Here is a 26,999-nt window from a genome sequence, read left to right on the forward strand (position 1 = left end):
CAATTACTTGGAAAGTTCTTTCTTCAACAGATTTACCTGATTCGTCAGTTTCTCCACTTCCTGAGTTTTCTTGGCTAATGTACTTTTAACATCTGCCAATTGTTTTTTCACCCCGGCAATCTCTTTTTCCAATCGGGCAATTTCGCTGTCCTTGAACTTGATATTTGCCTTGAGTGTTTCTACTTCATTTTTTAGTTTCCGGTTATCCCAATCCGCGTTGGTTTTGTACTCTGCCAATTGTTTTTGAAGTAAGTCTCGTTCTTCAGTCGCTCTTTTCAACTGGAGTTGTAAACCGCTCAATTGTCCTTCATTATCCTTTACTTTTGACTTTACCTGTTCGGAAACGTCTTTCAATTCGGACTTTAAAGCGGACTCTTTACTTTGCAATGTCCGTAATTGGGTGTACAGATCGTCAATCTGTTTATCTTTGGCCGCGTTGTTCGCTGTCAGTTGGTAGCGAACGGCATTAAAATCATCCTTGAGTTTTTGCATTTCGGTTTCCAGAGTCTTCTTGTCGTTAGCAAGTGTCGCCACTTCCCGGTCTACGCTTCTCTTTGCTCTGGCTAATTCCTCGTATTTCTTTTTTGAAACGCAAGAGGAGAAAAGTAACGTGAATATTAAAATACCTGATATATAAAATAATCCTTTTCTCATATTGAAATGTTTAAATTGAACTTTATTCTTGTTGTGTGACAAAAGTAGTAAAATATTTGGGTATAACAAAGAACAATAGGGGCGGCAGAATCTTAATTTAATGTTAATGCTTCAAGACGTGATACGGAATTCGTGTGTCAAATACATATTTATTTATATATTTGCGTTGGAAAATTAATACAGAATATACTATGAATAAGAAAATCCTCTCGTTACTCGTTTTGTTTTTTGGAGTATTATTTGTCGCTCAAGCTCAGAATGACGGAAAGATACGAGTGAAGGGCGTTGTGTTGGATGAAGTTACGCGTCAACCGATTGAATTTGCCAATATCGGGATTCTAGGTACGGTCGCGGGTGTTGCCACGGATATGGACGGTCGGTTCGAATTGGTAGTTTCCGAAAGATTGGCTACTTATATGATGAGAGTTTCCGCTGTGGGGTATGCTTCTGACGAGATGAAGTTGTACGAGGCAAGGGATAAAGGAGAGGTGCAGATATTTTTGAAACCGATGACCTACGGGATTCACGAGGTGGATGTAACGGCAGAATCGTTGGTCTTGAAAAGATTGTTACAGAACGTGGTGAATAATATCGGTCGGAATTATATTCCGCGTCCTTATAACTACGAGGGATATTTTGAATATGGCGTCCGGATTAATGACGGGGAGAAAAAGTCGAAAGAGGCAATCGTGGATATTTATGACAGCGAAGGTTACAGGCGTTCGAATGTCGAGGATGCGTTCAAGGCTTTGAATTATAACTTCTCGCAGGTGCGCCGCAGCGAGGAAATGACTTCCGCCACGGACGGGTTGATCTTCTTTGATGACATTATCACGGCGGATATCGTTCGTAATACCCGTAATATTCTGGATCTGGAGAATTACAGGGATTTTAAATTGAAAAGTAAAGGTAAATTCTTGTACGAGGGTGATTCCGTGCAAATTGTTACTTACGAGTGTCTGAAACCTTCCTTGTCGAATTCCGGTACGACCTTCGTTACAAAATACAGCGGAGAGATATACGTGGAATTGAAGAATTACGCCGTTATTAAAAACGTTATGCGCATCACTTCTTCCGCGTTCAATCTTTTGGGAAGAAATTTGATTCTGGCAGGTAACAGTCCTCGGCACGAAGTAATGGCTACGATTACGACCAATTACAAGAAAGTGAGTTCTTATTACTTTTTGAGTGGAGTGAGTATGGTGTATACTTATCTGGACGGTTCCGATCGTGTGAAAGGAGAGATGCAATACCAAACGACAAAAGTTAGCGTGAACAATACCACTCCTATTGCCGGACGGGTGTATTTTGAAGAGGTTCCGACAGACAGGAATTTCTGGGATCGTTACACGATATATTTGGAAGAAGAAGAATAAAAGTCCCCCGAAAAGGGACTTTTTATTTTAGATTTAAGATTGAGTCCGTTCGGACTTAAATATTGTAATCTCTTGTAATTTACTTGTTTCGTTATATCGTCATGAAGGTACTTTATAAACAGATCTTATGAAAGAACAAATTTGGAATAATATCGAACGAATGAGAGCGGAGGCTCCATTGGTACATAATATCACGAATGCCGTGGTAATGAATAATACGGCTAATGCGCTGTTGGCGGCAGGTGCTTCACCTATTATGGCACACGCGTCGGAAGAAATTGATGAAATGGTTGCGCTATGTGGGGCTACCGTGATTAATATCGGGACATTGGATCGTTTTACCGTGGAATCCATGAAAGCAGCTATCCGGAAAGCGAATGAAATCGGGCATCCGGTAGTACTCGATCCCGTGGGTGCGGGAGCCACGAGTTTTAGGAAGAAGGTTCTCCAAGATATATTAAACGCCGGTACTCCCCGGTATATACGCGGGAATGCCTCGGAAATCATGACAATGGCAGGGTTATCCACGAAATCTAAAGGCGTAGATAGTACCGAGTCTTCTCTGAATAGTCTGGAAGCTGCCCGCGAATTGAGTTCCCGTGTGGGGTGTATTGTCTGCGTGAGCGGGGAAACGGATCTCGTTGTGCAAGGCGAGAGAGTGATTTATTTGCATAATGGCTCCCCGATGATGGAGAGGGTGACCGGACTGGGGTGTACGGCTTCCGCTATCTTGGGTGCATTTGCTGCTGTCGCGGAAGATGAGTTTATGGCTGCCGTGAGTGCTACTTCTTTTATGGGTATATGCGGGGAGATTGCGGTCGGAATGGCACAAGGTCCCGGAACCCTGCAATTGTATTTGTATGACGTGATGTATAATCTGACACGCGAGCAGTTCATGCAACGCGTGCAAATTTCCGAATGATATGAATGCCCCGCTTTATTTAGTGACCGACGAAGGTTTGCTGCATGGTAAAGATCTTTACAGCACGGTTGAAGCTGCCGTGAAAGGAGGCGTGACCATGGTACAATTACGGGAAAAAGAATCCTCTACCCGGGATTTTATTGAACGGGCGATTCGGCTGAAAGCATTGTTGACACCTTATCATGTACCTTTGATTATTAACGATCGGGTAGACGTGGCACTGGCTGCCGATGCCGATGGGGTGCATATCGGACAGAGTGATATGCCCTATTCGCAGGTGAAACGGCTACTGCCGAAAGGAAAAATAATCGGGTTATCCGTGGAAACGCGGGAACAGGTAATTGAAGCCAACGAGTGGGATGTAACTTATATCGCGGCAAGTCCTGTCTTTTCCACGGCAACGAAAACAAATACGATTGTCGAGTGGGGATTGGACGGGTTGCAATGGATTCGTTCCGTGTCCCGTCATCCGTTAGTGGCTATCGGTGGCATTCATCCCGACAATGTAGCCTCAATCTTTCGGACGGGGGCGGATAGCGTGGCTGTGATTTCCGCGATTATCGGAGCCGATGATCCGGGAAAAGCCGCACGAGAATTGATTCGTCTTATACCCTAAAGAAAGATATAACCTTTTACTACTGAAATCCTATCGTAATCCTACCCAAGAACTAGGGAAGACATACCGCACTGGCGGTGTACGAACCGTTTTGCCCCGGTGTTTCTATATGCGAGATTATAGATTCTCTGCGAGATGGGCACAGCAAGAACGGAGATAGGGTAGGTTCACGGTAGAATTACCCTAGTTCTTGGGTAGGTTTTCTATAGGCTCAGAATACCCCCAAAGAATGCAAAAGTATAACCAAGATAAACAAGGGCGCCACGTATTTCAGCACGAAAACCAAAGGTTTTATCAACCATAACTTCAATTGCCCGTCATTCGTCAGCTCGGCAATCAACAAACGGCGATCGAATCGCCACCCCACGTAGATGGATATGAGTATGCCGCCGACGGGGAGCAGGATATTGGAACTGATAAAATCAAATATCCCGAATATGGAGCGGCTCCCTATCTGTATGTCTTTTAAAGGACCGAACGATAGAGTACACAAGATGCCGAAAACAGTCACGATAACGGTTGAAATAATGGTTGCCTTACGCCTGCTGATGTGTTTCTCTTCCACGAAAAAAGCGACAATCACTTCGAGCAATGATATCGAGGACGTCAATGCAGCCATTGTCAGCAGTACGAAGAATAAAATAGCCCACAATTGCCCGAATGCCATACTCTGGAACACTTGGGGCAAGGTGAGGAACACGAGTCCCGGACCGGAATTGGGTGCGATATTAAAGGCGAATACAGCAGGAAATATGGCAACGCCTGCCAGCACGGCGATTAGGGTATCGGCACAGATAACCTGTAACGATATCGAGGTTAGATTTTCACTTTTCTTGATGTATGAAGCGTAAGTCAATAGGACACCCATGCCGATTGACAAGGAGAAAAACGCTTGTCCCAGTGCAGAGAGTACCCCTTGAGAGGTGAGTTCCGAGAACTTGGGTAAAAACAGGAATTTTATTCCTTCCATGGCACCGTCCAGCGTGCATGCCCGGATACCTAAAATCACGATTAGTATGAAGAGTAAGGGCATCATGAGTTTCGTGTATCTTTCGATACCCTTTTTTACCCCTGCCAACACGATAAATCCGGTAAGTACCATGAATATAATTTGCCAGAATACCGGCTTGTACGGGTTGGAAATAAAACCGTTGAACAAGTTATTCAAATCAATATCGGCGCTTGAATGGAACGAGAAAGAGAGGGATTTAACCACGTATTCCAACGTCCACCCGGCAACTGTGCCATAAAAAGAAAGAATCATCGTGGCGGCCAATAACACGAGGATTCCAAAATAACGCCAAGGTGTTTTCGGTTCCAACCGATCAAATGTCCCGAAAGCATTCCGACCGGAATATCTACCGAGCGCAAACTCCGAAAGCATGACCGGGAGTCCGATAGCAACGGTAAAAAATATGTACACGAGCAAAAAAGCCCCGCCACCGTTATTCCCGGCTTCATAGGGAAACTTCCATATATTACCCAATCCGACTGCCGAACCGGCCAGTGCGGCAATAGCCCCGAACTTGGAACCAAAACTATCTCTGGTGTTGTGCATGGTTAAATTATTTTGAGTTAACAAATATTACGAGTTTCCGGAGTGTAAGTTAGCATTTTGTATAGAAAAAAACTATCTTCGCGTCAAAATAAAATAAGCGATTCACATGCAAGAGAAGATTTTAATACTTGATTTCGGTTCTCAATACACGCAATTGATTGCGAGACGCGTGCGAGAATTGAATGTCTATTGCGAGATTTATCCTTTTAACCATTATCCGGCACTCGATGCTTCCGTGAAGGGAGTTATTCTTTCGGGAAGTCCTTTCTCCGTGCGTGACGAGAAGGCTCCGCGACCGGATTTGTCTTCCATCAAGGGGAAACTGCCGTTGCTGGGAGTGTGTTACGGGGCTCAATATCTGGCTCATTATTTCGGTGGGGAAGTACAAGCCTCCAACAAAAGAGAGTACGGTCGGGCAAATTTGTCTTACGTGGATAATGGTTGCCCGCTTTTCAAACATATCAGCCAACATTCACAGGTATGGATGTCGCACGGGGATACGATCGAGGTATTGCCGTCACATTACACGGTAGTGGCAAGCACGGTCGACGTGGAGAATGCCGCGTACCGGATAGAAGGTGAGGAAACGTACGGTATTCAGTTCCACCCGGAGGTGTATCATAGTACGGAAGGAACCGCGTTGCTGAAGAATTTCGTGGTTGATATCTGCGGTTGTAAACAAGACTGGACACCGGATTCTTTTATCGAAACCACGGTAGCCGAATTGAAAGCAAAAATAGGCGAAGACCGAGTAATATTGGGTTTGTCGGGGGGAGTAGATTCCACGGTGGCAGCCATGTTATTACACCGGGCTATCGGTAAAAATCTTGTCTGCATATTTATTGACAACGGATTGTTGCGGAAAAACGAGTTTACGTCCGTGCTTGAAAATTACAAGGAATTAGGATTGAACGTTATTGGTGTGAATGCCGGTGATCTTTTCCTGTCCCGTCTGGCGGGAGTGGAGGAGCCTGAAACGAAACGCAAGATTATTGGAGCCACTTTCGTGGACGTGTTTGACGAGGAATCGCACAAGGTAGAAAATGCCAAATGGTTGGGACAAGGTACGATTTACCCGGACGTGATTGAATCATCGTCGGTGAATGGTCCGTCACAGACCATTAAATCTCATCATAACGTGGGAGGATTACCTGACTACATGAAACTTAAAGTGGTAGAACCCTTGCGTTTATTGTTTAAAGATGAAGTTCGCCGCGTGGGTAAAAGCCTCGGTTTAGCGGATAAATTTTTGAAACGTCATCCTTTCCCCGGTCCGGGACTTGCTATTCGTATTCTGGGTGAGATCACGAGAGAGAAGGTGACGTTATTGCAAGAAGCCGACCATATCTACATATCCATGCTTGAGGAAGCGGGATTATATGATAAAGTATGGCAAGCGGGTACTATTCTGTTACCGATCAAGAGTGTTGGGGTGATGGGGGACGAACGCACTTACGAGAGCGTGGTTGCCTTGCGTGCCGTGGAATCGACGGACGGAATGACTGCCGATTGGTGTCATTTGCCTTACGAGTTCTTGGCAAAGGTTTCCAACCGAATCATAAATAACGTGCGGGGTATCAACCGGGTTGTTTATGACATTAGTTCAAAACCACCAGCCACCATCGAGTGGGAATAATATACAAGCGCCTTTCGGGGCGCTTTTTTTATGCTTAGCTTAGTGATGTTTATATGTAATCCTAGGGTTATTTCACTGTAATACTACCTCTCGTCCGTTACAACAAACTTTTACATTCCTCGCATCACCCTTGGTGAATGGTGGTGTAAGGGACATAGGAGTAGCTTGTAAGAGAGTAGAAGTAGTATTACTGTGAGATAACCATGGAAATAGGGTAAAATTGTAAAAAAAAACATGATGTAAAATATTGCAAATAAGCGAATTGTGAAATGTTTTTGAAAAAAGGTCATATTTCATATTACACCAAACGGGTAGGATTCCGTTTTAGGAGAAACAAGCAAAGAATATGACACAAAAAACACGAGAGTATATAGTTCAATTGATCGCCCGCTACGTGCAAGGCAACTTAAATAAGCGGGAAATGGAGGATTTGGATGCGTGGCGTATGGAATCTTCTAAGAACGAGGAGATTTTTCAACGGATGATTTCCCGTCGACATTTCGAGGAGAGCCTGACGGCTCATGAAATGACGGGAGAGGAGATGGATGCCGAGTGGAAACAAATTTACACGAGAACGATAGGGAGTCGTCGAATCGGGTTAAGAAGAGTTTTGCAATACGCCGCGATAGCCGTTATGTTATTGTCTGTCGGTGGAGTGCTATACTTTAGTAACGAGAAATATATTCCGGAAAAAGAGGTCGTGGTAGCCAAAAGGAATGCAATCCAAGAATTGGAGTCTAGGGCTATTTTGGTTTTGTCCGACGGGAGGGAGTTCGATTTAAAGAACGAGAAGGATTTGGAGGCATTGGCCGATCATAGGGTTGCTTTATCCGCCGATAGTGAGATGTTGACTTATTCATCGGAAAATGTGGATACGATAGTCGAATATCATACGTTGCGGATTCCCCGGGGAGGCGAATACGTGTTGGTTTTGTCCGATGGCTCGACAGTATATCTGAATGCCGAATCGGAATTATCTTATCCGGCGCATTTTACGGGGAAAGAGAGAAGAGTTCGTTTGAAAGGAGAAGCTTATTTTGAAGTAAAAAAAGACACGAACAAACCCTTTATTGTTGATGTCGATCCTCTGCGGGTTCAAGTTATGGGTACAGAATTTGGGGTAAGGGCTTACAGTGACGAAGAATGTATCAAAACGACTTTAAAACAAGGGAAAGTGAGCGTGGAATCCGAGGAGCGCAGTGTTATCCTGACTCCGGACTTGCAGGCTACGTTCAATAGATCGGATGGACGGCTGGATGCGAAAGAGGTTAATGTCAATTTATATATCGGTTGGAAAGACGGACGTCTGATTTTTGACAATTGCCCGTTGGAACGGGTTCTGAAAGATTTGGGACGGTGGTACGCTTTTAACGTGGTTTTCGAACGGGAAGAGTCGCATGTGCTACCCTTCTCTTTGAATATCAAAAAACACGAGGTATTCGCGGAGGTGCTTGATTTGCTGGAAGAAACAGGATGCGTGAAATTTGAAATAGAGGATAATACCGTGATTGTAAAATAAAAAGTAGCGCTGGTAACGCTACTTAAAAACTACCTCTGATGCGAACAGGGGCAGAATGATTATTAAATTCAAATACAAATCTATGAAGAAAAATTTTAATGTTGTGAGGAAAAGGTGGTTTTTATTTCTGCTTTTCCTTGTTTTCACGACTCAATTAAGTCAACGAGCTTATTGTCAGGAGGTAAAAATGACCTTTAGTCTGAAAAATGCTACTTTAAAAGAGGTCATCAACGAGATTAAACGAATTTCGGCGTATGATTTCGTTTATAGCGATTCCTATTTGTCCGCTTTCAAGCAGAGGGATGTTTCGTACAAGGATGCGACGATTGATGCGGTTCTCACCGATTGTTTGAAGGGTACAGGATTGATTTATGCTATTAACGGGCAGACTATTGTCATTCGGCGAGAAGAGACAAAGGCGGAACAGACGAAAGTGGTTGCGGGAAAAGTTTCAGACATGAACGGAAGTCCCTTACCCGGGGTTACGATTTTAATCAAGGGGTTGACCGTCGGTACTGTTTCAGATGTGAATGGTAATTACAAACTTGGTGTCCCGACAACCGGGGAGGTTATATTGATGTTTTCTTTTATCGGTATGAAAACTCAATATATTACCGTGAAAGAGAAACTGAACATCAATGTTAAGATGGAGGAAGATGTCGCCGAGATGGATGAAGTGGTAATCACGGGTTATCAAACGATTGACAAGAAGCATTTGACAAGTGCGATTACTACCGTGAACGCGGCAGACGTGTTGGTGCCGGGTATGACGAGTATTGATCAAGCGTTGGAAGGGAGAATACCGGAGTTATTGTTGATGACTAACTCGGGAGAGGTTGGGGCAACCCCGCGTATTCGCGTAAGAGGAACCTCCACGTTGTTGGGTAACCGGGAACCCCTGTGGGTTTTGGACGGTTTTATTTTGGATGATCCGGTAGACGTGAGTAATGATGATTTGAACAATCCTGATTATATTAATATTATCGGGAATGCTATCGCCGGAATTAATCCTCAGGATATCGAGCGTATTGACGTGTTGAAAGACGCTTCCGCGACAGCTCTTTACGGTACCCGTGCGGCGAACGGTGTGATTGTGGTAACAACAAAGAAAGGGGCGATAGGGCCTGCACGTGTTTCTTATAATCATTCGTCAAAATACACACGCCGTCCCCGTTATTCTGACCGTAATATCAATTTGATGAATTCACAGCAACGTGTACAGTTCGGAAAGGATTTGACGGAATTGCATTATCCGTTCCCAAGTAATATGCCGATGGTGGGGTATGAAGGTGCCGCATATCGTCTTTACACGGGACAAACGAATTACGACGAGTTTTTAGATGAAGTGAAGAGATATGAAACAGTGAATACCGACTGGTTCGATATTTTGACACAAGATACTTATTCTCACGATCATACTTTGAGTGTTTCGGGGGGTACCGAGAGTGTACGTTACTATGCTTCCCTAGGGTATAATTACGAGGATGGAGTATCTAAAACGACATACACGGAAAGATACACGGCGAGAATAAATATGGATATGACTTTTTCAGAGAAAGTAAAAGCTAGTTTTTCTTTAGACGGGAACGTGCAAAAGAAGAATCATTTGATGCCGGAAATTGACGCAATGGACTACGCTTACAATACAACACGTGCCTTGCCTTGCTATAACCCGGATGGTACTTTGTATTATTACGAGAAATCGGCTTACAATGGGATGAATAGGTGGGCCAGTCTGTTTAGGTATAATATTTTGAACGAGATTGACAATAGTTCAAATTCCTATGATGGAAACACGCTAGGTGCTCGCTTGAATTTGAAATATTCACCGTGGAGGGAGTTGGATGTTACAGTAGCCGGAAATTATAATCGAAGTAGTACTTTGCAAGAACAGTGGTGGGGTGAAAAGTCACATTACGCGGCTCGTTGGAAAAATGCCGAATACGAGGAAGTTCCTATGCCGGGAGATGACGGGGAGTGTTATTTGCCTTACGGTGGTATCTTGAAAACCACCAACACGATAAACGAAAGTTATGTATTCCGTGTACAATACGATTTTCGTAAACCGTTCGGGAGTGATGATCAACACATGATTATGTCCACCGGAGGGTTCGAGATGAATGGCTCGACTTCACGGAGTATCAGTGATGAAAACCGGGGATATGTAAAAGATCGGGGAATGCAATTTATTGATGAGGTTGATCTTACCTTGTATACTCGCTATGCCAAATGGTTGAACGAAAATCACAGAACACTGAAACATGGAATCTCGCATCAAGTATCTGGATATTTGACTTTAAGTTATAGTTACGGTAATCATTTCACGCTGTATGCTAATGCGCGTTGTGATTTTTCTAATAAATTTGGTAGTCAAAGTAATGATAAATTCTTGCCTATTTGGGCAATTTCCGGAAGTTGGAACTTAAAAGAAAATATTTTAAGAAACTGGAATTTTGTAAATGAAGCAAGATTTAGGACTTCATACGGTTATCAGGGTAATATGTTGGATGATCAAAGTCCGAACTTGACGATTAAACAAGGAACGATAGACCCGATGTATAATGAAAATGTATCGGTTATCGCCCGTTACCCGAACCCGAATTTGAAGTGGGAGGAGACTCACTCTTTCGACCTCGGGTTGGATTTGTCATTTTTTAAATCTCGCGTGAATATAGAAGGTTCTCTTTATTTTAAAAAGACAGAAGATTGTTTCACTTCGGTAAGAGTATCAACAGTTAATGGACTTTCCAATTACACGATGAATAGCGGAGATTTAAAAAATGACGGTTATTCGATCGCTTTGCAAGTGAAACCTATAAAAACAAAAGATTTCCAGTGGTTGTTTTCTACTCAATATTCCGGAAATATGAATAAGGTGGAATCGGAAACAGTTGAGGTTTATACTATAGACGATTATTTGAATGGAACAGCAATTATTAACGGTACGGCGATAGGTTCTTTCTATTCGTATAAATTTTTAGGATTGAGTCCTGAAAATGGAACTCCGGTATTTGATGATTATGCTGATCGTCAACACCTTTTGAAATATAAATCGTTGGAAGAAACCGTTTTGATGATCATGGAAAAGAGTGGGCAGCGAGAACCGAAGTTCAGTGGAAATTTTGCTAATACTTTCACCTATAAGAATTTCACGTTGACGATGAATATGGCTTACGGGTTAGGTTCAAAGGTGCGTTTATTTGCTCTTTACGAGCCTATTGTATCCGGGGTGAGTGCGGAAGCTAATGTTAGAAAGGAGTTTTTAAATCGTTGGCAAGTTCCCGGTGACGAAACGAAAACAAATATTCCCGCTATATTGAGTCCGGCGGATGCTGATTACATGCACTATTATGCTCATTTTTCAAGTAGCCTGAATAATGCAACGCATATTCAGAAATTTGCCCGTAGCACATGGGATATGTACGATAAATCCAACCTTCGGGTTGTAAGCGGTAATTATCTTAGATGTAATTCGATGTCTTTGCGCTACACGTTTGGTAAGGATATTTTGTCGTACACTCCTTTTGAGGCAATCCAAGTGAGTTTGAACGCGATGAACTTGTTTACCCTGTCGGCGAAAGAATTGAAAGGTCAAGATCCCTCGCAATCGGGATTTGCGAAACCGAATTTGTCTGTTCGACCGTCGTATACATTTCAATTTAATGTAACTTTTTAAATAGAAATTAAGATGAAATATTTTATATATAGTATTATCGTGGTGCTGTTTGCCGGATGTTCTGATTTTTTGGAAGATTATTCGCAAGATTTGGTTATACCCAAAACAGTGTCCGATTTAAACGAGGTAATTTTAGGAAGCGGATACTTACCAAGTAGCGAGGTGAAGGATTTAGCCCGAGGTACTGTCGGATGGTGGTTACATATTTTAGATGATGACGTTAATACTGTGATAATGCACACGGCTAACACGAGTAACGAATACGTGTATTTGAATACTACTTATTACGGTTATTATACTTGGCAATACGAGGTGGGAAGAGATTATGACCAAAAAAATTTATCCGGAGATAATGCCTTGTGGGATGAGTTATATAGTCGCATAAATACCACTAATATTATCTTGAACGAGTTGAAAAACGTGAGTCAGGCTTTACCACAAGAAAAATTGGATGCATTGACACTTCAAGGCGAATGTTTGTTTTTGCGTGCCCAATTCTATCTGGTACTGGTGAATGTGTATGCTAATGCCTATGCTCCGGAAACTGCGGCATCCACCTTAGGAGTTCCCTTGAAGTTGACGCATTACGTGGAACATGATAAAGATAAAAACACGCAATTCGAAAGAGCGTCCGTCGCTGAGGTTTACGCGCAGATCGTGGATGACTTGAAGGTATCCGTGAAGTGTTTTCAACAAAGTCCCCAGACTCGTTCTTTTTATCGGGCTTCTGAGGCAGCCGCACGTTTGTTGTTAAGTCGGGTGTACTTGTATATGCAAGATTGGAAAAATGCACGAGTAGCCGCCGAGGATTTTTTGAAGTTAAGACGTGACTTGTATAATTTTAATTCACTCACGGACCCGGAAGCGGTCGCAATATCTGAAAATAGTGTTGAAGTTTTATTTTCACAAGGCTCTTTGAGTTTACAGAATGATATCACGGGATTAGGGGGAAATTTTTGCGTGACTAAAGATTTGTACCGTTTATACGAGGAGGCTGATTGTCGACGTGATTTATATTTTTCTAATGCTTCGGAGATAGATAGTATAGGGTTGGGAAGAAAATACAAAAGAGGTGTTTATCGCTCGAATGTTTCTGATTTTTGGTTGTTAAGAACAGCGGAGGGGTATTTGAATATGGCAGAAGCGTGTGCCATGTCTGATGATCCCGGTACGGCTTCCGAATACTTGAATCGTTTGAGGAGAAATAGGATAGCTGAATACAGGGATATTGAATATTCTGCAGCAGATATAACGGAAGCCGTGAGAGAGGAAAGAAGAAAGGAGTTGTGTTTCGAGGGGCACCGTTGGTTTGATTTACGCCGATATGCCGTATGCCGTAAAGCTCCTTTTAAAAAGGTCATAGAACATATGTTTTCTGTTTATGATTGGGATAATAGACGTGAGTTTAAACATGGGGAAGTTTATTCTCTGCAAGAAAACGATTTGGCATACACGTTTGCTATTCCAAAGTCCGTGTTGGAATTTGATACCGGTATGCAGGATAATCCAAGGGAGCAAAGGGGGTATTCTCATTTAATCTATAGGTCTGCTGGTGGAGCCGGTGATGAAAAATAAAATGAATAAAATAATTAACCACACGAGTATGAAGACAATATTGTACATTGTATTGATTATTTTTATGTTCGGTTGCTCGAAAGAAGGTGCTTTAACACAGAAAATCGAGTACGAGAATTTTTACGTGATTGAAGACGACCCGTCAGATCCCGTGAAACATCGGGTATACGAGATTTACAAGAAGTATAATGTTCCGGTTTACTTTAACGATACGATCAAGAAATCTTTCATGAAGGAAGATATAAATGGAAATCCTATCTATCGATATGAAACCTTGGATTTGGCATGGAATTTTTCTTCTTATTCTCAATTTGCATATCGGTATGAATACCTTGTAGAACCGGAAGAACAATTAAAGGCTTTAAATATTATTGAGAATTATTTGGCCCTTGTTAATAAAGCACTTTACCCGTATAATTTTTTTGTAGTGAAATCTGTTAGAGCACAAGATAACTATGATAATATTCAAGTTTTGGATGAAGGTGCGTATCAAATTTATTTACGAACACTTTTGATGACAGGTGATTGGAAAAGTGACGGGGTGATACGTGATTTGCCCACGGAGATGATGAAGGAAATGGTGAAGAGTAAAATATTGAATTACACGACGTTATTGACACAATTTTACAGTCTTTCCAAAACGGAATGGTATGATAAGACATTTAATTCTTTGGATCCCAATTATTATGAATACTTAGTGGTACCTAATGATTTTGGGTTTATCGATGCTTGGGGGTATCAGTATCCGACAAATTCTTCTTTTGGACCTTTGTGTTTTGATGATAATTGGGCAACAGCTAAATATTTTACTCCTGAAGGTTTGGAAAACTTTCGGAAGTGTGTTCGGGAAAAGATCGGAGTATGGGGATTTGTTTCTTGCGGGTTTAGTAATACTTGGACACCGAGAAACAAAGAGGATGATCTCGTCGGGTATATCACGGAAATGTTAAGGTGGGCACCAGAAGAATTTGAAGAAAAATGGGGAAACTCTCCCTTGGTAATGCAGAAATATAATATTCTGTATGAAATTGTTGTCAATGAATTGGGTGTTGAATTATAAAGTAAACAGAAGATGAAAAAGATAATGATAATACTGTTGAGCGTGATTGTTTATTATGCATGTAATAATGATGATCACGTGGTAAAGCCGGAGGTTGCTTTTTCCGAATTCACGGACCCACGTGATATGAAAGTGTATAAATGCGTGACCATTGGCGAACAGACATGGATGGCAGAGAATTTGAAATATCGTTTGCCATTGGGAAGTATAGATGGGTGTTACACGTTTAAAGAAGGAGCTGTAAGGGAATATGATGCAAAGGTTAGTGTAGAACTTTTTACAGATTCTATGAATGCTGCCATGGAACGGGGAGAGTTATCCGAGCGATATAATGATAATTTTTCCGTAGGTGATTTATTAAAGGCGTATGTGGTGAATTATCAAATGCCTGTTTCTCAAGCAATAAGTATGGTAGAGAGAACGTGTGAAGTTACTTGTCCTAATGGAGTGAAGGCTATTAAAAGGATGTATAATAATCTTTTGCCGTTTGCTCTTGCGGAGCTTGTAGAAAATAATTTAAAGGATACGGAAGCTAAAAATGGGAATTATTCATCGGTAAACGGTTTTCTTTATTCTTATGATGGGGCAGTGAAAGCTGTGCCCGAGGGATGGCGATTGCCCACGGATGAGGATTGGAAAAAGTTAGAAGAGAATTTAGGAATGTCGCTTTCGGAACTTGATAAATTGGATGTTTGGAGAGGTGGAGAAGAGGGACGCTTGTTGAAAGCCGGAAAAGATGGATGCGGTTTTGATGCTTTATTTAGTGGGGCTCGGGTTTTCGGTACTTTTATGTATGGAACAAATTTCATTAATAAGGGAAGTCGGGCTTATTTCTGGTCGTCTTCAAAGGTTGTGGAGAATGATACGATTAATCACGGGATTATCCGGTTGCTTTCCATGGAAAATGATCAAATTATGCGTGGAACTTCCGATTTGACAGCAGCTTATAGTGTACGTTGTATTAAAGAATAATTAAAGTAAATTATGATGAAAAAGATTGTATTGTTTGTAAGTATGTTATTTATTGCTTTGGGCGTTTCTGCCCAAAGCATGTACGGGGATGAAGTGAAAGCAGATGTGAGGATGAAGTACGTTTATTCTTTTGAAGAGGCTTTGAAAAGGGCTAAAGAAGAGAAAAAACCAATCTTCTTTAATTGTTTTGCCGATTGGGCAGTACCTTGCCATGCCATGAATAAATTGGTGTTTAGTGATCAAAAGTTTGCCGATTGGATGGATAAGCATTTCGTGAATTTCTTTATTGACGTGACCACGAAAGAGGGAAAGCCTTTCGCAAAAAAATATGACGTGAAGTTTCAAGCCCATTATCTGGTATTGGATAGTAACGGTGAAATTCTTTACCGGATTGTCGGTGGTGTAAAATTACCTGAATTCCAGCAGTTATTGGCTCAAGCGTTGAACCCGAAAACGACTTTGCCGGAGATGAATAGAAGGTATGAAAGTGGTGAACGGGGAGTGAAGTTTTTAAGGGATTATGCCAAAGTATTGGATGTAGCGGATGAAAGGGAAAAAGCGAAACTGGTAACAGATGAATTTTTCATGAAATTGAAGAAATCCGAATGGTGTAAAGCAGAGAATTGGGATTTATACTGTAAAAAAGTACGTGGCTTGGATGATGAAATGTTCCCTTTCGTAGTGGAGCACAAGAAAGATTTCGTGAAGCAGAATGGTTTGAAATCAGTAAATGAATTAATAGAGAAGGGGTATATAGGTGAATTATATCCTTATACAACCGGAGAGAAGATTTACAATAGCGAGAAGTTATTAGATCTTTATATCTCTATGCAAAATAATGGTTTACCGGATACAAGCACGGTTTATACGGTGTACGATATCGTCAAAGCGCACACGGATCGGGACCTGAATAAAATTTTGAATATTTTAAAACATAAATCTAGCAGTTTACATCCACAACTTGTTGTAAATGTTGATTTAGGTTTAGTGAATTTACCAGATTTGTCCACAGCCGAGGAGGGGCTTATTATCGCTTATTTGAAGGAAAAAATGGACAAAATGAAGGGGACGGCTCGAGATTATTATCAAGGAGCTTTGAATAAACTCGTGAACAAGGAGGGAATGAAGTTCGAGAATTTGTCTTTTGCTGAAGTACTGAAAAAGGCAAAGCAGGAGAATAAGCTTGTGTTCTTGGATTGTTACACGACTTGGTGTGGTCCTTGCAAGAAAATGAGTAATCAAGTTTTCCCGCTTAAGACTGTTGGGGATTTCATGAATGCACGTTTCGTGAACGTGAAAATTGATATGGAAACAGAGGAAGGGAGAGAGTTGGGCAAGAGATATGGAGTTAAAGCGTTTCCGACAATGTTTTTATTGAATGCGGAAGGAGAGGTGCTTTCTCAAATCGTGGGAGCTCAATCTCCGGATGTTTTCGTGGAAAAAGTGAAACAAGGTTTGAAGCAGAGCGAGTGATTAAGTGGTGCCTGAATGTGTTGTGTTTTAATTCATTCTCCTCATGTATTCTTGCTGAATCTTGAGGAGAATTTTTTATTAAATTAATATTGTAATGTATCTTGATTGGCTTATTAGCGAAATTCAAATATATAGTAATATGGATAATATGTGTTTTAATCTTTCACGCATATAATGATTGGCATTGTTCTTGTGCTTCTTTATGGTGTTTATCGAGATATCTAACAGTTGGGAGATCTGTTCATGGGATTTGCCGTTGAGGCTTAATAGATAAACTTCCTTGCAAGCGGGGGGAAGTTCGTTGAATACAGTTCGCAAAGCTTGAAATATTTCTGTTTCAAGTATATTGTCCAGAAAGGAATCTTCTTCATTTTCTGCTATGACGTGTTTCGTGTAATTTTGGGCTGCCTCGTGATGACGAATGAGGTCAATACAAGCATTTTGAACTACCCTATACAAAAATGCTTTGATAGTATTCTCATCTTGGAATTGAGATTTTTTTTCCCATAGCCGAACAAATGCGTCTTGTACGATATCTGCAACAGCCATTTTATCGTCAATGTATTTAGCGGCAAAATAACGCAATTGAACAACATATTTTTCATACAGGTAACGGAAAGATTTTTCTTGATCTTTTCCTAAAAGATTTATTATCAAATTATCTTGCATAATAATAGTGACGTTCACATATGGTTAATAGATTCTTTAGGTAAATGTATTATTTGTTGTATACTAGATATTTAATTGTCGTTTTATGTAATCATAAAAGGAACGTTTGATAATATTCAAAATTTAGGATTCTGAATATGTCCTTTTAAAGATTCATTTTTTTTCTTTTCATGTTGAAAATGAAAAATTTAAACAGATGAAAAAAATCTTCGAGATTCCCAATAAATAGCTTATATTTGTAATATAATAAAACGTTGGTTTATTTAAATTCAAATGGACTATTTAATCCTCAAAATTCCATGTTTGGAATTGTCATTCACTTGATTTAGGGATAATTCAGTTGTAGAATAATCAGTGTTTGTATTTTTATCTTTGAGATTACACGTTATAAATGTAGTTTTTTCCTATTTTTGCGAGAATTCGAAAATTAGATAGAATGTACGAAGAAATCATCGAGAAGATAAAAGAAAGACTGGCAGTCAAAAATTTGAATGTTGTTATTATACCTCATATTTCACCTGACGGGGATGCGGCGGGCTCGTGTTCAGCCTTGTGGCAAGTGTTGGATAAAGTCGGGATCAACGCGCAATTGATGACGTGTGATTATATACCGGATTATTTGAAGTGGTTGAAACGTATACCGGATGCCATTTCTTTCCAGAATAGACAGAAAGAGTGTAAACAGTGGTTGAGAAAAGCGGATGTATTGTTTATGCTGGATCATAATACCATAGCGAGAGAAGGGGATTTGGAGCCTTTCGTGAGGGAATTCAAGGGGGAAACGATCATGATAGATCATCATCCCGATCCGGACGAGGTGACTTATCGGATTTCCGATACCAGTGTTTCTTCCACGTGCGAATTGTTGTACAACGTGATTTCCGGGATATGGGGAAAAGAGATCATTGATACGGATATAGCCAATGCCATATATGCCGGGATTTCAACGGATACGGGCGGTTTGAGTCATAATTCTTCTCATCCGGAAACCTACCGGGTGATTGCCGATTTATTAGCCTTGGGGCTGGACAAGGATTACGTGCATGAGCAACTTTACCAGCGTAACACGCTCTCTCGATTGAGATTGACGGGAAATTGTCTTTTGAATAAACTCACGATAGATGAACATTTTCCGGTTGCCGTTATTCCGATTACTTTGCAGGAATTGGATGTCTATAATTACAAGGACGGGGATTTGGAAGGTCTGGTGAATATCCCGCTGTCAATAGAAGAGATATTGGTTTCCGTGCAGATCACGGAACGTAAGGATAAAGTGAAATTATCATTCCGTTCAAAAGGAAATATACCCGTGAATTTGTGGGCGAAGGAATATTTTAACGGGGGAGGACACTTGAATGCTGCGGGGGGACAAATGCCGTTACCGTTAAACGATGTAGTACAGAAAGTACGGGAAACATCTGAATGGTTTTTCAAACAATTGAAAATTGAAAATTGAAAGTGGAGAATTATTTCTTTACGGGAGATATAATGAAAATATTCCATTGAAGTTAAAATGTTTAATCTTGCAGGATAGAGGATCATTTTCAATTTTCAATTCTGCATTTTCAATTAATAGTTATGCCTTTTTTGAGATTTCATGCCATAGAAAAAGAGAAATTGGATCGGGTAGGCGAGCGGTTGATTTCCGAGATTGTAAGTACCTTGGGATGTCCCCGGGAAACGGTTGTATTGGAGGTGGTGCATTCCTCTTTTGTGTCCGGGGATGAGCATTTGCAGGCGTATCCGTTCGTGAAGATCGAGTATTTCGAACGCCCGAAAGAACAACAGGACGCTTTAGCTAAGATCGTGTACCAGAGTTTACAAGAAGCCGGATATCCGGAGAGTGATGTCTATTTTTCTTTCTTGTCACCGGAGCGATATTACGAGAACGGGGAGGTTATCAAGTAATTTTCGAGAGAAATAATCTTGCTTGAAGTATTTATTTTCGGAAAAAATAATTAAGTTTGTGCATAGTATAAAATGCAACGACTATGACCGAACTAAGTGAACTGGTAGCCCTTTTGAGCAAGGCGGAAAGAGGTTACACGAAAATGCTGAATCGTAGTTTTCAAAATGCCGGTTATGATATCAGCCGGGAGCAATACGAGCTTTTGCAAGTGTTGTGGGCAAAAGATAACGTGAACCAACAAACCATTTCCAAACAACTTCAAAAGGACAAATATAATGTCACTAAATTGTTGAACACCTTACAGAAAAGAGGATACGTTCAACGAAAAATGTGCAAAGAGGACAAGCGGAATAATTTTGTCGTTCTGACGGAAAAAGGAATTGATTCCCGTCACGCGTTGGAGCAGATAGAAGAGCAGGTGCACACGGACATGAGTTTCACCCTGTCTTCGCAAGAGTTGAAGTCTGCCATTTGGGTGTTGAAGAAACTGAATATATAATGAAACAATTGAAAATGGAGAATTGAAAATTGAAAATGAAATGCGAGTAACCAACTTGCAGAAGGCAAATGTAACTTGTAACTCGCCGAAGGCGAACAAAAATCATAAATCTAAAATCATAAATTTAAAATCACTATGGGTGTTTTTCAAGGATTAAAACCAGAAGCTGTTTGGGGATATTTTGAAGAAATTTGTCAAGTTCCCCGCCCTTCTAAAAAAGAAGAAAAGATTATTGCTTACATGTTGGATTGGGCAAGCAAGCATGGTTTAGAGGCAAAAAGAGATGATGCCGGAAACGTGTTGATCAAGAAGCCGGCAACAAAAGGACGGGAGAATGCCCCGACCGTGATATTGCAAGCACATATGGATATGGTATGCGAGAAAAATTCCGATACGATACATGATTTCGACAAAGATCCTATATTACCTTACGTGGATGGGGAGTGGGTACGCGCTAAAGGAACTACTTTGGGTGCGGACGACGGAATCGGCATGGCGGCGCAAATGGCCGTGTTGACCTCTACGGATATTGCTCATGGTCCTATCGAATGTTTGTTTACCGTGGATGAGGAAACCGGATTGACAGGTGCATTTGCTTTACAACCGGGTTTCCTGAGTGGTAATATCCTTTTAAATCTTGATTCGGAAGATGAAGGAGAGATGTTCATCGGTTGCGCGGGAGGTATCGATACCGTTATTAATATGGGATATGAAACGGAAAAGACTCCGGCAAATTCTTTCGCCGTGAAAATACAGGTAAAAGGATTACAAGGAGGTCACTCCGGTGACGATATAAATAAAGGTAGAGGAAATGCCATTAAAATACTGAATCGGTTCGTGTGGGATCTGAACCGGAAGTATGGAGTACGGGTTTCTGTTCTCGAGGGAGGGAATTTGCGTAATGCTATCGCTCGCGAGGCTTCTGCCGTGATCACCTTTGAAGATCAATATCGTGAAAACGTGAGAGCGGATTTTAATGTTTACGCGGCGGAAATGGAAAACGTGTGGAAGATTACCGAACCGGGTTTACAGTTGGCATTGGAATCTGATGATGTTCCCGCGGAAGTGTTGACTGCAAAAAGCACTAACGCATTGCTTAATTCATTGTATGCATGTCCGCACGGGGTTTTCTCCATGAGTTATCGTATGCCGGGATTGGTGGAAACATCCACGAATCTGGCAGCAGTCCGGTTTAATGAACCGAACAACATTTTAATCACGACTTCCCAGCGCAGTGATGTAAATTCGGAGAAATTCAATATCGCGAATATGGTTGAGTCCGTATTCACGCTGGCAGGAGCCAAGGTAGAACATGGAGAAGGTTATCCCGGTTGGGCTCCAAATCCGGATTCTCCCGTGGTAAAAGTGGCAGTGGAGTCATACAAACGTTTGTTCGGCAAAGCACCTATCGTGCGTTCTATCCATGCTGGGTTGGAGTGTGGTTTGTTCCTCGAAAAATACCCGAACATGGATATGGTTTCTTTCGGACCGACTTTACGGGGCGTACACTCGCCGGACGAAAAGATAAATATCAAGACTGTGGAAATGTGGTGGCAGCATTTGGTTGATATTTTGGAAAAACTTTAATAACGCTCTAATTTACGATTTATGATTTCAGATTTGCGATGTAGCTCTCCGGAATCATAAATCGTAATTCGCAAATCAGAAATTAATATATGGATCAATCTAAGAAACTAGCCAAATACGATCGTTTGTACGAACAAATCAAGCAGTACATTCAGTCGACGGAAGATGTCTGGGCTCGACTGGCGACCATGGAGGCGGTGTTGCATCACAAGATGCAATCTTTTTTTTGGACGGGAGTGTACGTGTTGATAGACGGAGAATTAATCGTGCGTTCATACCAAGGTCCCGTGGCTTGTCAGAAATTGCGTAACGGGGGTGTTTGTTGGGCGGCTATTAATTCGGGAGAAACCGTTATCGTGGATAATGTGGAAGAGTTTCCCAGACATATCGCGTGTAATGCGGCTTCAAAAAGTGAAATTGTAATCCCGCTAAGAGATCAAAAAGGGGTTATTTTCGGTTGTTTAGACGTGGATAGCGATCATTTATCGGCATTTGACAAGGAAGACGAGATTGGGTTGAAGAAAATTTTGTCACTTCTTTATCAGTCAGATAGCGTAAAATGAACTCATAAATGTGAAAAATAAGTTAAGAGGCTTTTGATTTTTCTTAAGAGTGTGTTATCTTAGGGGCATGAATAATGAAATTTATCACGTAAAATACAAAACTCAGAGGATTATGAAAAAATTACTTTTATTTGTTCTAGTAAGCTTTTTTGTGGGAACACTTGCAGCACAAACGACGGAAGAAGAAGCAGGTAAATTAAAGAATGCGGGAAATGCCGCATGGAAAGCAAAAAATTACAAGGAAGCATTTACCAATTGGGAGAATTATTTAAAAGCAATAGATTTTAAAGATGACGCCAGTGTTTACAACGTGGCTGTTTGTGCTAATAAACTGAAAGATTACGTGGCTGCCGAGAAGTATTTCACGATGTCTATCGCGAATAAATACAAATTAAAAGATTCCTATGCCGGCAAAGCAGATGCCGAGAAGAACTTGAAGAAAACAGACCAGATGATTAAAACACTGGAAGAAGGTATCAAGGCGACTCCGGGACAGAATTCCGCTTTGATGAGAACATATGCCGTGTATTTCTTGAAAGAAGGGCAGAAATTCCAAAAGGCGAATAATATTGCCAAGGCTGCCGAGAATTACCAGAAAATAGCCAACATGAGTGACAAAGGTTTTAAAGCTCAAGGATTGGTTAGTTTAGGTACTTTGTATTTTAATAACGGTGCCGCTATTCTTCAAGAAGCGACTCCTTTCGCTAACAAGGAAAATGATAAATACGAAGCAGGAAAAGCAAAAGCAATGGCAGAGTTTAAAAAAGCCCAAGGTTTTTTGATTGAAGCCATGAGTGCTGACCCGAAGAACGTGGAAGCTCCTGAGGTTCTAAAGGAAGTAAAGGACGCCATGACAAAATTGACAACTCCTCAAAGTTAAAGATAGTCTTGCTAAAGAGGAAGAGGGCTAAGATTTACTTAGCCTTCTTTTTTTTATGCCGTTTTTTTTGTAATTTTGAACAAATTGGTGAGGAATTTTAAAATTCAATGATATGAAAACAGATTCTTTTAGCGGTAAGTTACCATGGGAGGGACGACCGCCTATTTTCGAGCATGTAAAAGCCCATTTGAAAGACAAGAATGAGAAGGATAGATATTTACCGGATGTTAGCGAGAATAACCTACATTGGAAGGATTATACCCCGGGGTATAATGATTACTCGTTGATAGATAGAGAGGACCCTAAGATAAACTCAAAGTTTATTGACCGGTTGATTTATTTATTCGATAATTATTCAAAACATGCGCGTCTTGAGGATAAGGTCGAGTTCTATAATATGGTGAAAGATCATCACATCATAGGGTACATGGATGAGTTTTTTGAAAAATTGTCTGATAGAAAGATAAGGATTGAATATAATGCTATAGAATTAATTTACTGGATGGTTCGAAAAGCACCGGACCGGGAAGTGGTGAAGCTGGGTATTCTTTTTGTGGGTATGCTTCGTAATAAGAAAGATTTGAATTTATTGACCACGCTCAGCCAGCATGAAGAATTCACATTCTATGTCGGGATAGCACTGTTTAATATGACACCTGAATGGGAGGTTACTCTTATCAAACTGATAGAACCGTTAAGTGGTCACGGGAAATTACTATGCTTGCGATATTTACTCTCGAATTCGGAACAAGAAGACACGATAGAATGGTGTATCAGATATGGATATCAAAGACTGGAAATGACCGAGTTGGGTGTGATGGACTGTATGCAATATTGCAATGTCCCGGATTATCTGCAAAAGGAAAAATGGGACGAGCCTTTGACGAGGGGCGTCCAAGTGATGCTTTTGTTTTCTTTACAATATATTGAATACGAACCGGTGTTTGACAGGATAGGGAAGATACTCTATTTGTATTTGCGCCAAACACGCGGGAAAAGGAGAGGGATCATACAATATTTCATACTATTATGGGCAGACAATTTTTTTAAATCTTTCAAAGAGAATGAAGAGGTTGTAGAAATAGCCGATATTACAGAAGAAGAATTCGCTGATATGTGGATAGAAGTACTCCAAGAAAAGAAAAAGTCTTGGTATGCTGAATTTCATATGTGCTGGGACCTTGATCGGGACAAGCTGTGTAAACACGCTAACAAAGCATTTAGTGAATTACTGATGAAACGATACGATCAGTGGTAATATTGGGATATTACTTCTGCCGCCTTAGGATACCCGAGGCGTTTCGAGATTTCGAGATCTTCGAGGGCTTCTTTGTAATTATCAACGACCAGCTTGGATATAGCCCGGTTGTAATAGGCTTTTGCGTTCGAGGGGTCTATTTGTATGGAACGGGAGTAACTTTCAATAGCGTTGCTTAATTGTCCTTTTTGGTGGAAGATGACACCCCGGTTAAAGAATACGGCACTGGATTTTAAACCTAACGAGATCGCTTTCTCGTAATCTGCCAATGCGCCGTCCAAATCCTTCATCCCGTAACGCACGATTCCCCGGTAATGATAGGCTTCCAGTAAATCGGGTTGCAGATTAATGGCATGGCTGTAATCTTGTATCGCTAAAGTGGGTTCACCCAAATTCTCGTGAATAATTCCCCGGTTGTAATATGCCATGGCATGATTGGGTACGTTGGCAATCACGTAATTCATGTCTTTCAGCGCTTCTTTGGGTTGTTTCAGGTTTGCCAATGCAATAGCCCGGTTATAATAAGCCGAAAAGAGATTCGGATCCAATGCGATGGCGTTATTGAATTCCTGTAAGGCCTTTCCGGGTTGTTCCCGGGTAATGTAATCCATACCCCGTCGGTTACTCTTCACCGCTTGATGATGTGAGCACGAGGTGAGTATGAAAAATAACATTATCCAGATATAGTGGCGCATATTTGTTTTTATAATTACGTGATTCAAAGTTAATGATTAATCGTGAAATAATAAATAATTATCTATTTTTATTTGAATATAACCGTTTTACGATATCATTTCTTTTCAGTTTCGTCAAGATACCGATAATTTCATCCTTGAATTCCCTTTTATACCAGAAGAAGAAGATATTCTGACGTTTTTTCTCTGTTTCTGTCTTGGCAGACTGAATCTTACGCGAGGAGTAGGGGTGAAGTCCGGAATAATACATATCCGTGGCTAATGTCATGGGCGTGGGTGTAAAATCCTGCACCTGTTCCAAACGGAAATCCAGTTCTTTTGTCTGGATGGCCAATTCTGCCATATCCACGAGATTACATCCCGGGTGAGAAGATATAAAATAAGGTATGATTTGTTGCTTTAAATGCTCTTTTTTATTGATCGCGTTGAAGCGGGCTGTCAATTCATGAAATAATTTGAACGAGGGCTTGCGCATCAGATGCAGCACGTTGTCAGAACTATGTTCCGGTGCGACTTTAAAGCGCCCGGAAACATGGTGTTTAATGACCGTTTCGAGGTATTCCCGGTTTGTCGAGTCTACTTCTCTGTTACCCGTGCGGTGCATAACCAGATCATAGCGGATGCCCGAACCTATAAAACAGTGTTTCACTCGCGGTTCTTGCCGCACCTTATTATATAACTGTAACAGGTGCGAATGGTCGGTATTCAGATTTTTACACACGGTAGGGTGCAGACAGGAGGGACGTTTGCACAGTCCGCAAATGTTCAAGTCTTTGCCTCGCATCGCGTACATATTGGCAGAGGGTCCCCCCAAGTCGGATATGGTTCCCTTGAAATCCGGCATCTCGCACACGTGCTGTACTTCACGCAAGACGGATTGTTCGGAACGGGAAGCAATAAATTTTCCCTGATGAGCCGAGATCGTGCAAAAGGCACATCCCCCGAAACATCCGCGATGCAGGGTGATGGAATGTCGGATCATGTTGTATGCCGGTATTTCCTTGTCCTTGTATTTCGGGTGAGGCAATCGGGTGAACGGGAGATCGTAAACGGCATCTATCTCGTCCGTGGTCATGGGAGGATAGGGCGGGTTCACGATGATAAGTTTGTCCTCAATCGGTTGTATCAATTTGGCGGCGTGAATACTATTGGATTCTTCTTCGATATACCGGAAATTCGTGGCGTATTTCTTTTTATCCGTCAAGCATTCCTCGTGTGACGCTAAAGTAATGGTTTGCCATCTTTTATTCGTGGCGTATTTTTCTTCCTTATCCCGTAGCACGCAGGTTTGTGGGATATTTGTCAGACTGTGGAAAGGAATCCCTCTCCGTAACATTTGACAAAGCTCGGTAAGCGGTTTTTCTCCCATGCCATACACGAGCATATCTGCCTGACTTTCAAAAAGGATAGAGGGTTTAAGTGTATCTTTCCAATAATCGTAATGCGTGAAGCGACGCAATGATGCTTCAATTCCCCCGATAATGACGGGAGTATCCGGGAATAACTCTTTTAATATACGGGTATAAACGATGGTGGGCATATCGGGACGTGCCCCGCTACGATTACCGGGCGTGTAGGCGTCATCCGAACGGCGACGCTTGGCTGCCGTGTAATGATTGACCATGGAATCCATGCATCCCGGACTAATACCGAAAAACAAATTGGGTTTCCCTAATTTCTTGAAATCCCGTAAATCGTCTTGCCAGTTGGGTTGGGGGACGATAGCCACTTTCAAACCCAATGATTCCAACAGGCGTCCGATAACTGCTGCCCCAAAAGAGGGATGATCCACGTAAGCATCTCCGGAAAAGAGAATTACATCGATACTATTCCAACCCCGCTGTTCAACTTCTTTTTTGGTTGTCGGTAACCATTGCTGTATGTTGTAGTTCATAAGGTTCA

Annotated in this window: 22 protein-coding genes; 17 read left to right on the forward strand and 5 right to left on the reverse strand. The window is 41.4% G+C overall.

Annotated elements, in window-relative coordinates; all coding sequences use genetic code 11:
• Nucleotides 1-3: 3 nt before the first annotated feature.
• On the reverse strand, nt 4-654 hold the full coding sequence (locus L0M98_RS01355; protein ID WP_227214676.1) for a hypothetical protein: 651 nt from the start codon (nt 652-654) through the stop codon (nt 4-6).
• 191 nt (nt 655-845) lie between these two features.
• Between L0M98_RS01355 and L0M98_RS01360 the strand changes: the two genes are divergently transcribed.
• From L0M98_RS01360 to thiE, 3 genes are all read left to right on the forward strand, one after another.
• Nucleotides 846-2,030 (forward strand): carboxypeptidase-like regulatory domain-containing protein, encoded by a 1,185-nt coding sequence (locus L0M98_RS01360; RefSeq protein WP_099292414.1) that lies wholly within the window; start codon nt 846-848, stop codon nt 2,028-2,030.
• A 127-nt stretch (nt 2,031-2,157) separates the two neighbouring features.
• Entirely contained in the window at nt 2,158-2,952 is a 795-nt protein-coding gene (gene thiM, locus L0M98_RS01365) for a hydroxyethylthiazole kinase (RefSeq protein ID WP_227214677.1), read from the forward strand.
• Between the two features lies 1 nt (nt 2,953).
• Nucleotides 2,954-3,568, forward strand: a complete 615-nt coding sequence (gene thiE, locus L0M98_RS01370; RefSeq protein WP_227214678.1) for a thiamine phosphate synthase — start codon at nt 2,954-2,956, stop codon at nt 3,566-3,568.
• A 211-nt stretch (nt 3,569-3,779) separates the two neighbouring features.
• Here thiE and L0M98_RS01375 read toward each other — a convergent pair whose 3' ends face one another.
• On the reverse strand, nt 3,780-5,126 hold the full coding sequence (locus tag L0M98_RS01375; protein WP_227214679.1) for a sodium-dependent transporter: 1,347 nt from the start codon (nt 5,124-5,126) through the stop codon (nt 3,780-3,782).
• Between the two features lie 106 nt (nt 5,127-5,232).
• On the opposite strand from L0M98_RS01375, the gene guaA reads away from it, so the two are divergent.
• The 7 genes from guaA (at nt 5,233) to L0M98_RS01410 (ending at nt 17,037) form a co-directional block, all read left to right on the forward strand.
• On the forward strand, nt 5,233-6,762 hold the full coding sequence (gene guaA, locus L0M98_RS01380) for a glutamine-hydrolyzing GMP synthase (RefSeq protein ID WP_227214680.1): 1,530 nt from the start codon (nt 5,233-5,235) through the stop codon (nt 6,760-6,762).
• Nucleotides 6,763-7,108: 346 nt separating this feature from the next.
• Entirely contained in the window at nt 7,109-8,281 is a 1,173-nt protein-coding gene (locus L0M98_RS01385) for a FecR family protein (RefSeq protein WP_227214681.1), read from the forward strand.
• 82 nt (nt 8,282-8,363) lie between these two features.
• Entirely contained in the window at nt 8,364-11,957 is a 3,594-nt protein-coding gene (locus L0M98_RS01390) for a SusC/RagA family TonB-linked outer membrane protein (RefSeq protein ID WP_227214682.1), read from the forward strand.
• A gap of 12 nt (nt 11,958-11,969) precedes the next feature.
• Nucleotides 11,970-13,532: a RagB/SusD family nutrient uptake outer membrane protein gene (locus L0M98_RS01395; RefSeq protein ID WP_227214683.1), complete on the forward strand. Its 1,563-nt coding sequence runs from the start codon at nt 11,970-11,972 to the stop codon at nt 13,530-13,532.
• Between the two features lie 28 nt (nt 13,533-13,560).
• Nucleotides 13,561-14,592, forward strand: coding sequence for a hypothetical protein (locus tag L0M98_RS01400; protein ID WP_227214684.1), 1,032 nt, complete (start codon nt 13,561-13,563; stop codon nt 14,590-14,592).
• A 12-nt stretch (nt 14,593-14,604) separates the two neighbouring features.
• Nucleotides 14,605-15,564 carry an FISUMP domain-containing protein gene (locus tag L0M98_RS01405; RefSeq protein WP_227214685.1) on the forward strand — a complete coding sequence of 320 codons (960 nt, stop codon included), beginning with the start codon at nt 14,605-14,607 and terminating at the stop codon, nt 15,562-15,564.
• Between the two features lie 12 nt (nt 15,565-15,576).
• Nucleotides 15,577-17,037, forward strand: a complete 1,461-nt coding sequence (locus L0M98_RS01410; RefSeq protein ID WP_227214686.1) for a thioredoxin family protein — start codon at nt 15,577-15,579, stop codon at nt 17,035-17,037.
• Nucleotides 17,038-17,160: 123 nt separating this feature from the next.
• Here L0M98_RS01410 and L0M98_RS01415 read toward each other — a convergent pair whose 3' ends face one another.
• Complete coding sequence (locus tag L0M98_RS01415; RefSeq protein WP_186975357.1) at nt 17,161-17,706, reverse strand: RNA polymerase sigma factor; 546 nt, start codon at nt 17,704-17,706, stop codon at nt 17,161-17,163.
• A gap of 436 nt (nt 17,707-18,142) precedes the next feature.
• Between L0M98_RS01415 and L0M98_RS01420 the strand changes: the two genes are divergently transcribed.
• The 7 genes from L0M98_RS01420 to L0M98_RS01450 all read left to right on the forward strand — a co-directional run bounded on the left by L0M98_RS01420 (nt 18,143) and on the right by L0M98_RS01450 (nt 24,402).
• Entirely contained in the window at nt 18,143-19,162 is a 1,020-nt protein-coding gene (locus L0M98_RS01420) for a DHH family phosphoesterase (RefSeq protein ID WP_099292426.1), read from the forward strand.
• A gap of 122 nt (nt 19,163-19,284) precedes the next feature.
• Nucleotides 19,285-19,614 (forward strand): DUF1904 family protein, encoded by a 330-nt coding sequence (locus L0M98_RS01425; protein WP_227214687.1) that lies wholly within the window; start codon nt 19,285-19,287, stop codon nt 19,612-19,614.
• An 83-nt stretch (nt 19,615-19,697) separates the two neighbouring features.
• Entirely contained in the window at nt 19,698-20,114 is a 417-nt protein-coding gene (locus L0M98_RS01430) for a MarR family winged helix-turn-helix transcriptional regulator (protein WP_227214688.1), read from the forward strand.
• A 135-nt stretch (nt 20,115-20,249) separates the two neighbouring features.
• The gene (locus L0M98_RS01435; RefSeq protein WP_099292429.1) at nt 20,250-21,701 is read left to right on the forward strand and encodes an aminoacyl-histidine dipeptidase; all 1,452 of its coding nucleotides are present in this window, start codon (nt 20,250-20,252) and stop codon (nt 21,699-21,701) included.
• An 89-nt stretch (nt 21,702-21,790) separates the two neighbouring features.
• Complete coding sequence (locus tag L0M98_RS01440; protein ID WP_227214689.1) at nt 21,791-22,264, forward strand: GAF domain-containing protein; 474 nt, start codon at nt 21,791-21,793, stop codon at nt 22,262-22,264.
• A gap of 112 nt (nt 22,265-22,376) precedes the next feature.
• Complete coding sequence (locus L0M98_RS01445; protein WP_186975359.1) at nt 22,377-23,144, forward strand: hypothetical protein; 768 nt, start codon at nt 22,377-22,379, stop codon at nt 23,142-23,144.
• Between the two features lie 112 nt (nt 23,145-23,256).
• Nucleotides 23,257-24,402 (forward strand): hypothetical protein, encoded by a 1,146-nt coding sequence (locus tag L0M98_RS01450; protein WP_186975360.1) that lies wholly within the window; start codon nt 23,257-23,259, stop codon nt 24,400-24,402.
• Here the strand turns inward: L0M98_RS01450 and L0M98_RS01455 are convergent.
• Both L0M98_RS01455 and L0M98_RS01460 read right to left on the reverse strand, forming a co-directional pair.
• Nucleotides 24,393-25,013 carry a tetratricopeptide repeat protein gene (locus L0M98_RS01455; protein ID WP_237961662.1) on the reverse strand — a complete coding sequence of 207 codons (621 nt, stop codon included), beginning with the start codon at nt 25,011-25,013 and terminating at the stop codon, nt 24,393-24,395. The genes L0M98_RS01450 and L0M98_RS01455 overlap by 10 nt on opposite strands.
• Nucleotides 25,014-25,155: 142 nt before the next feature.
• A complete protein-coding gene (locus L0M98_RS01460; RefSeq protein WP_227214691.1) occupies nt 25,156-26,991 on the reverse strand; it encodes a YgiQ family radical SAM protein in 1,836 nt (611 codons plus the stop codon).
• Nucleotides 26,992-26,999 lie beyond the last annotated feature (8 nt).

The sequence above is a fragment of the Butyricimonas sp. DFI.6.44 genome (genome assembly GCF_022132345.1).
In the GTDB taxonomy this organism is placed as follows: domain Bacteria; phylum Bacteroidota; class Bacteroidia; order Bacteroidales; family Marinifilaceae; genus Butyricimonas; species Butyricimonas muris.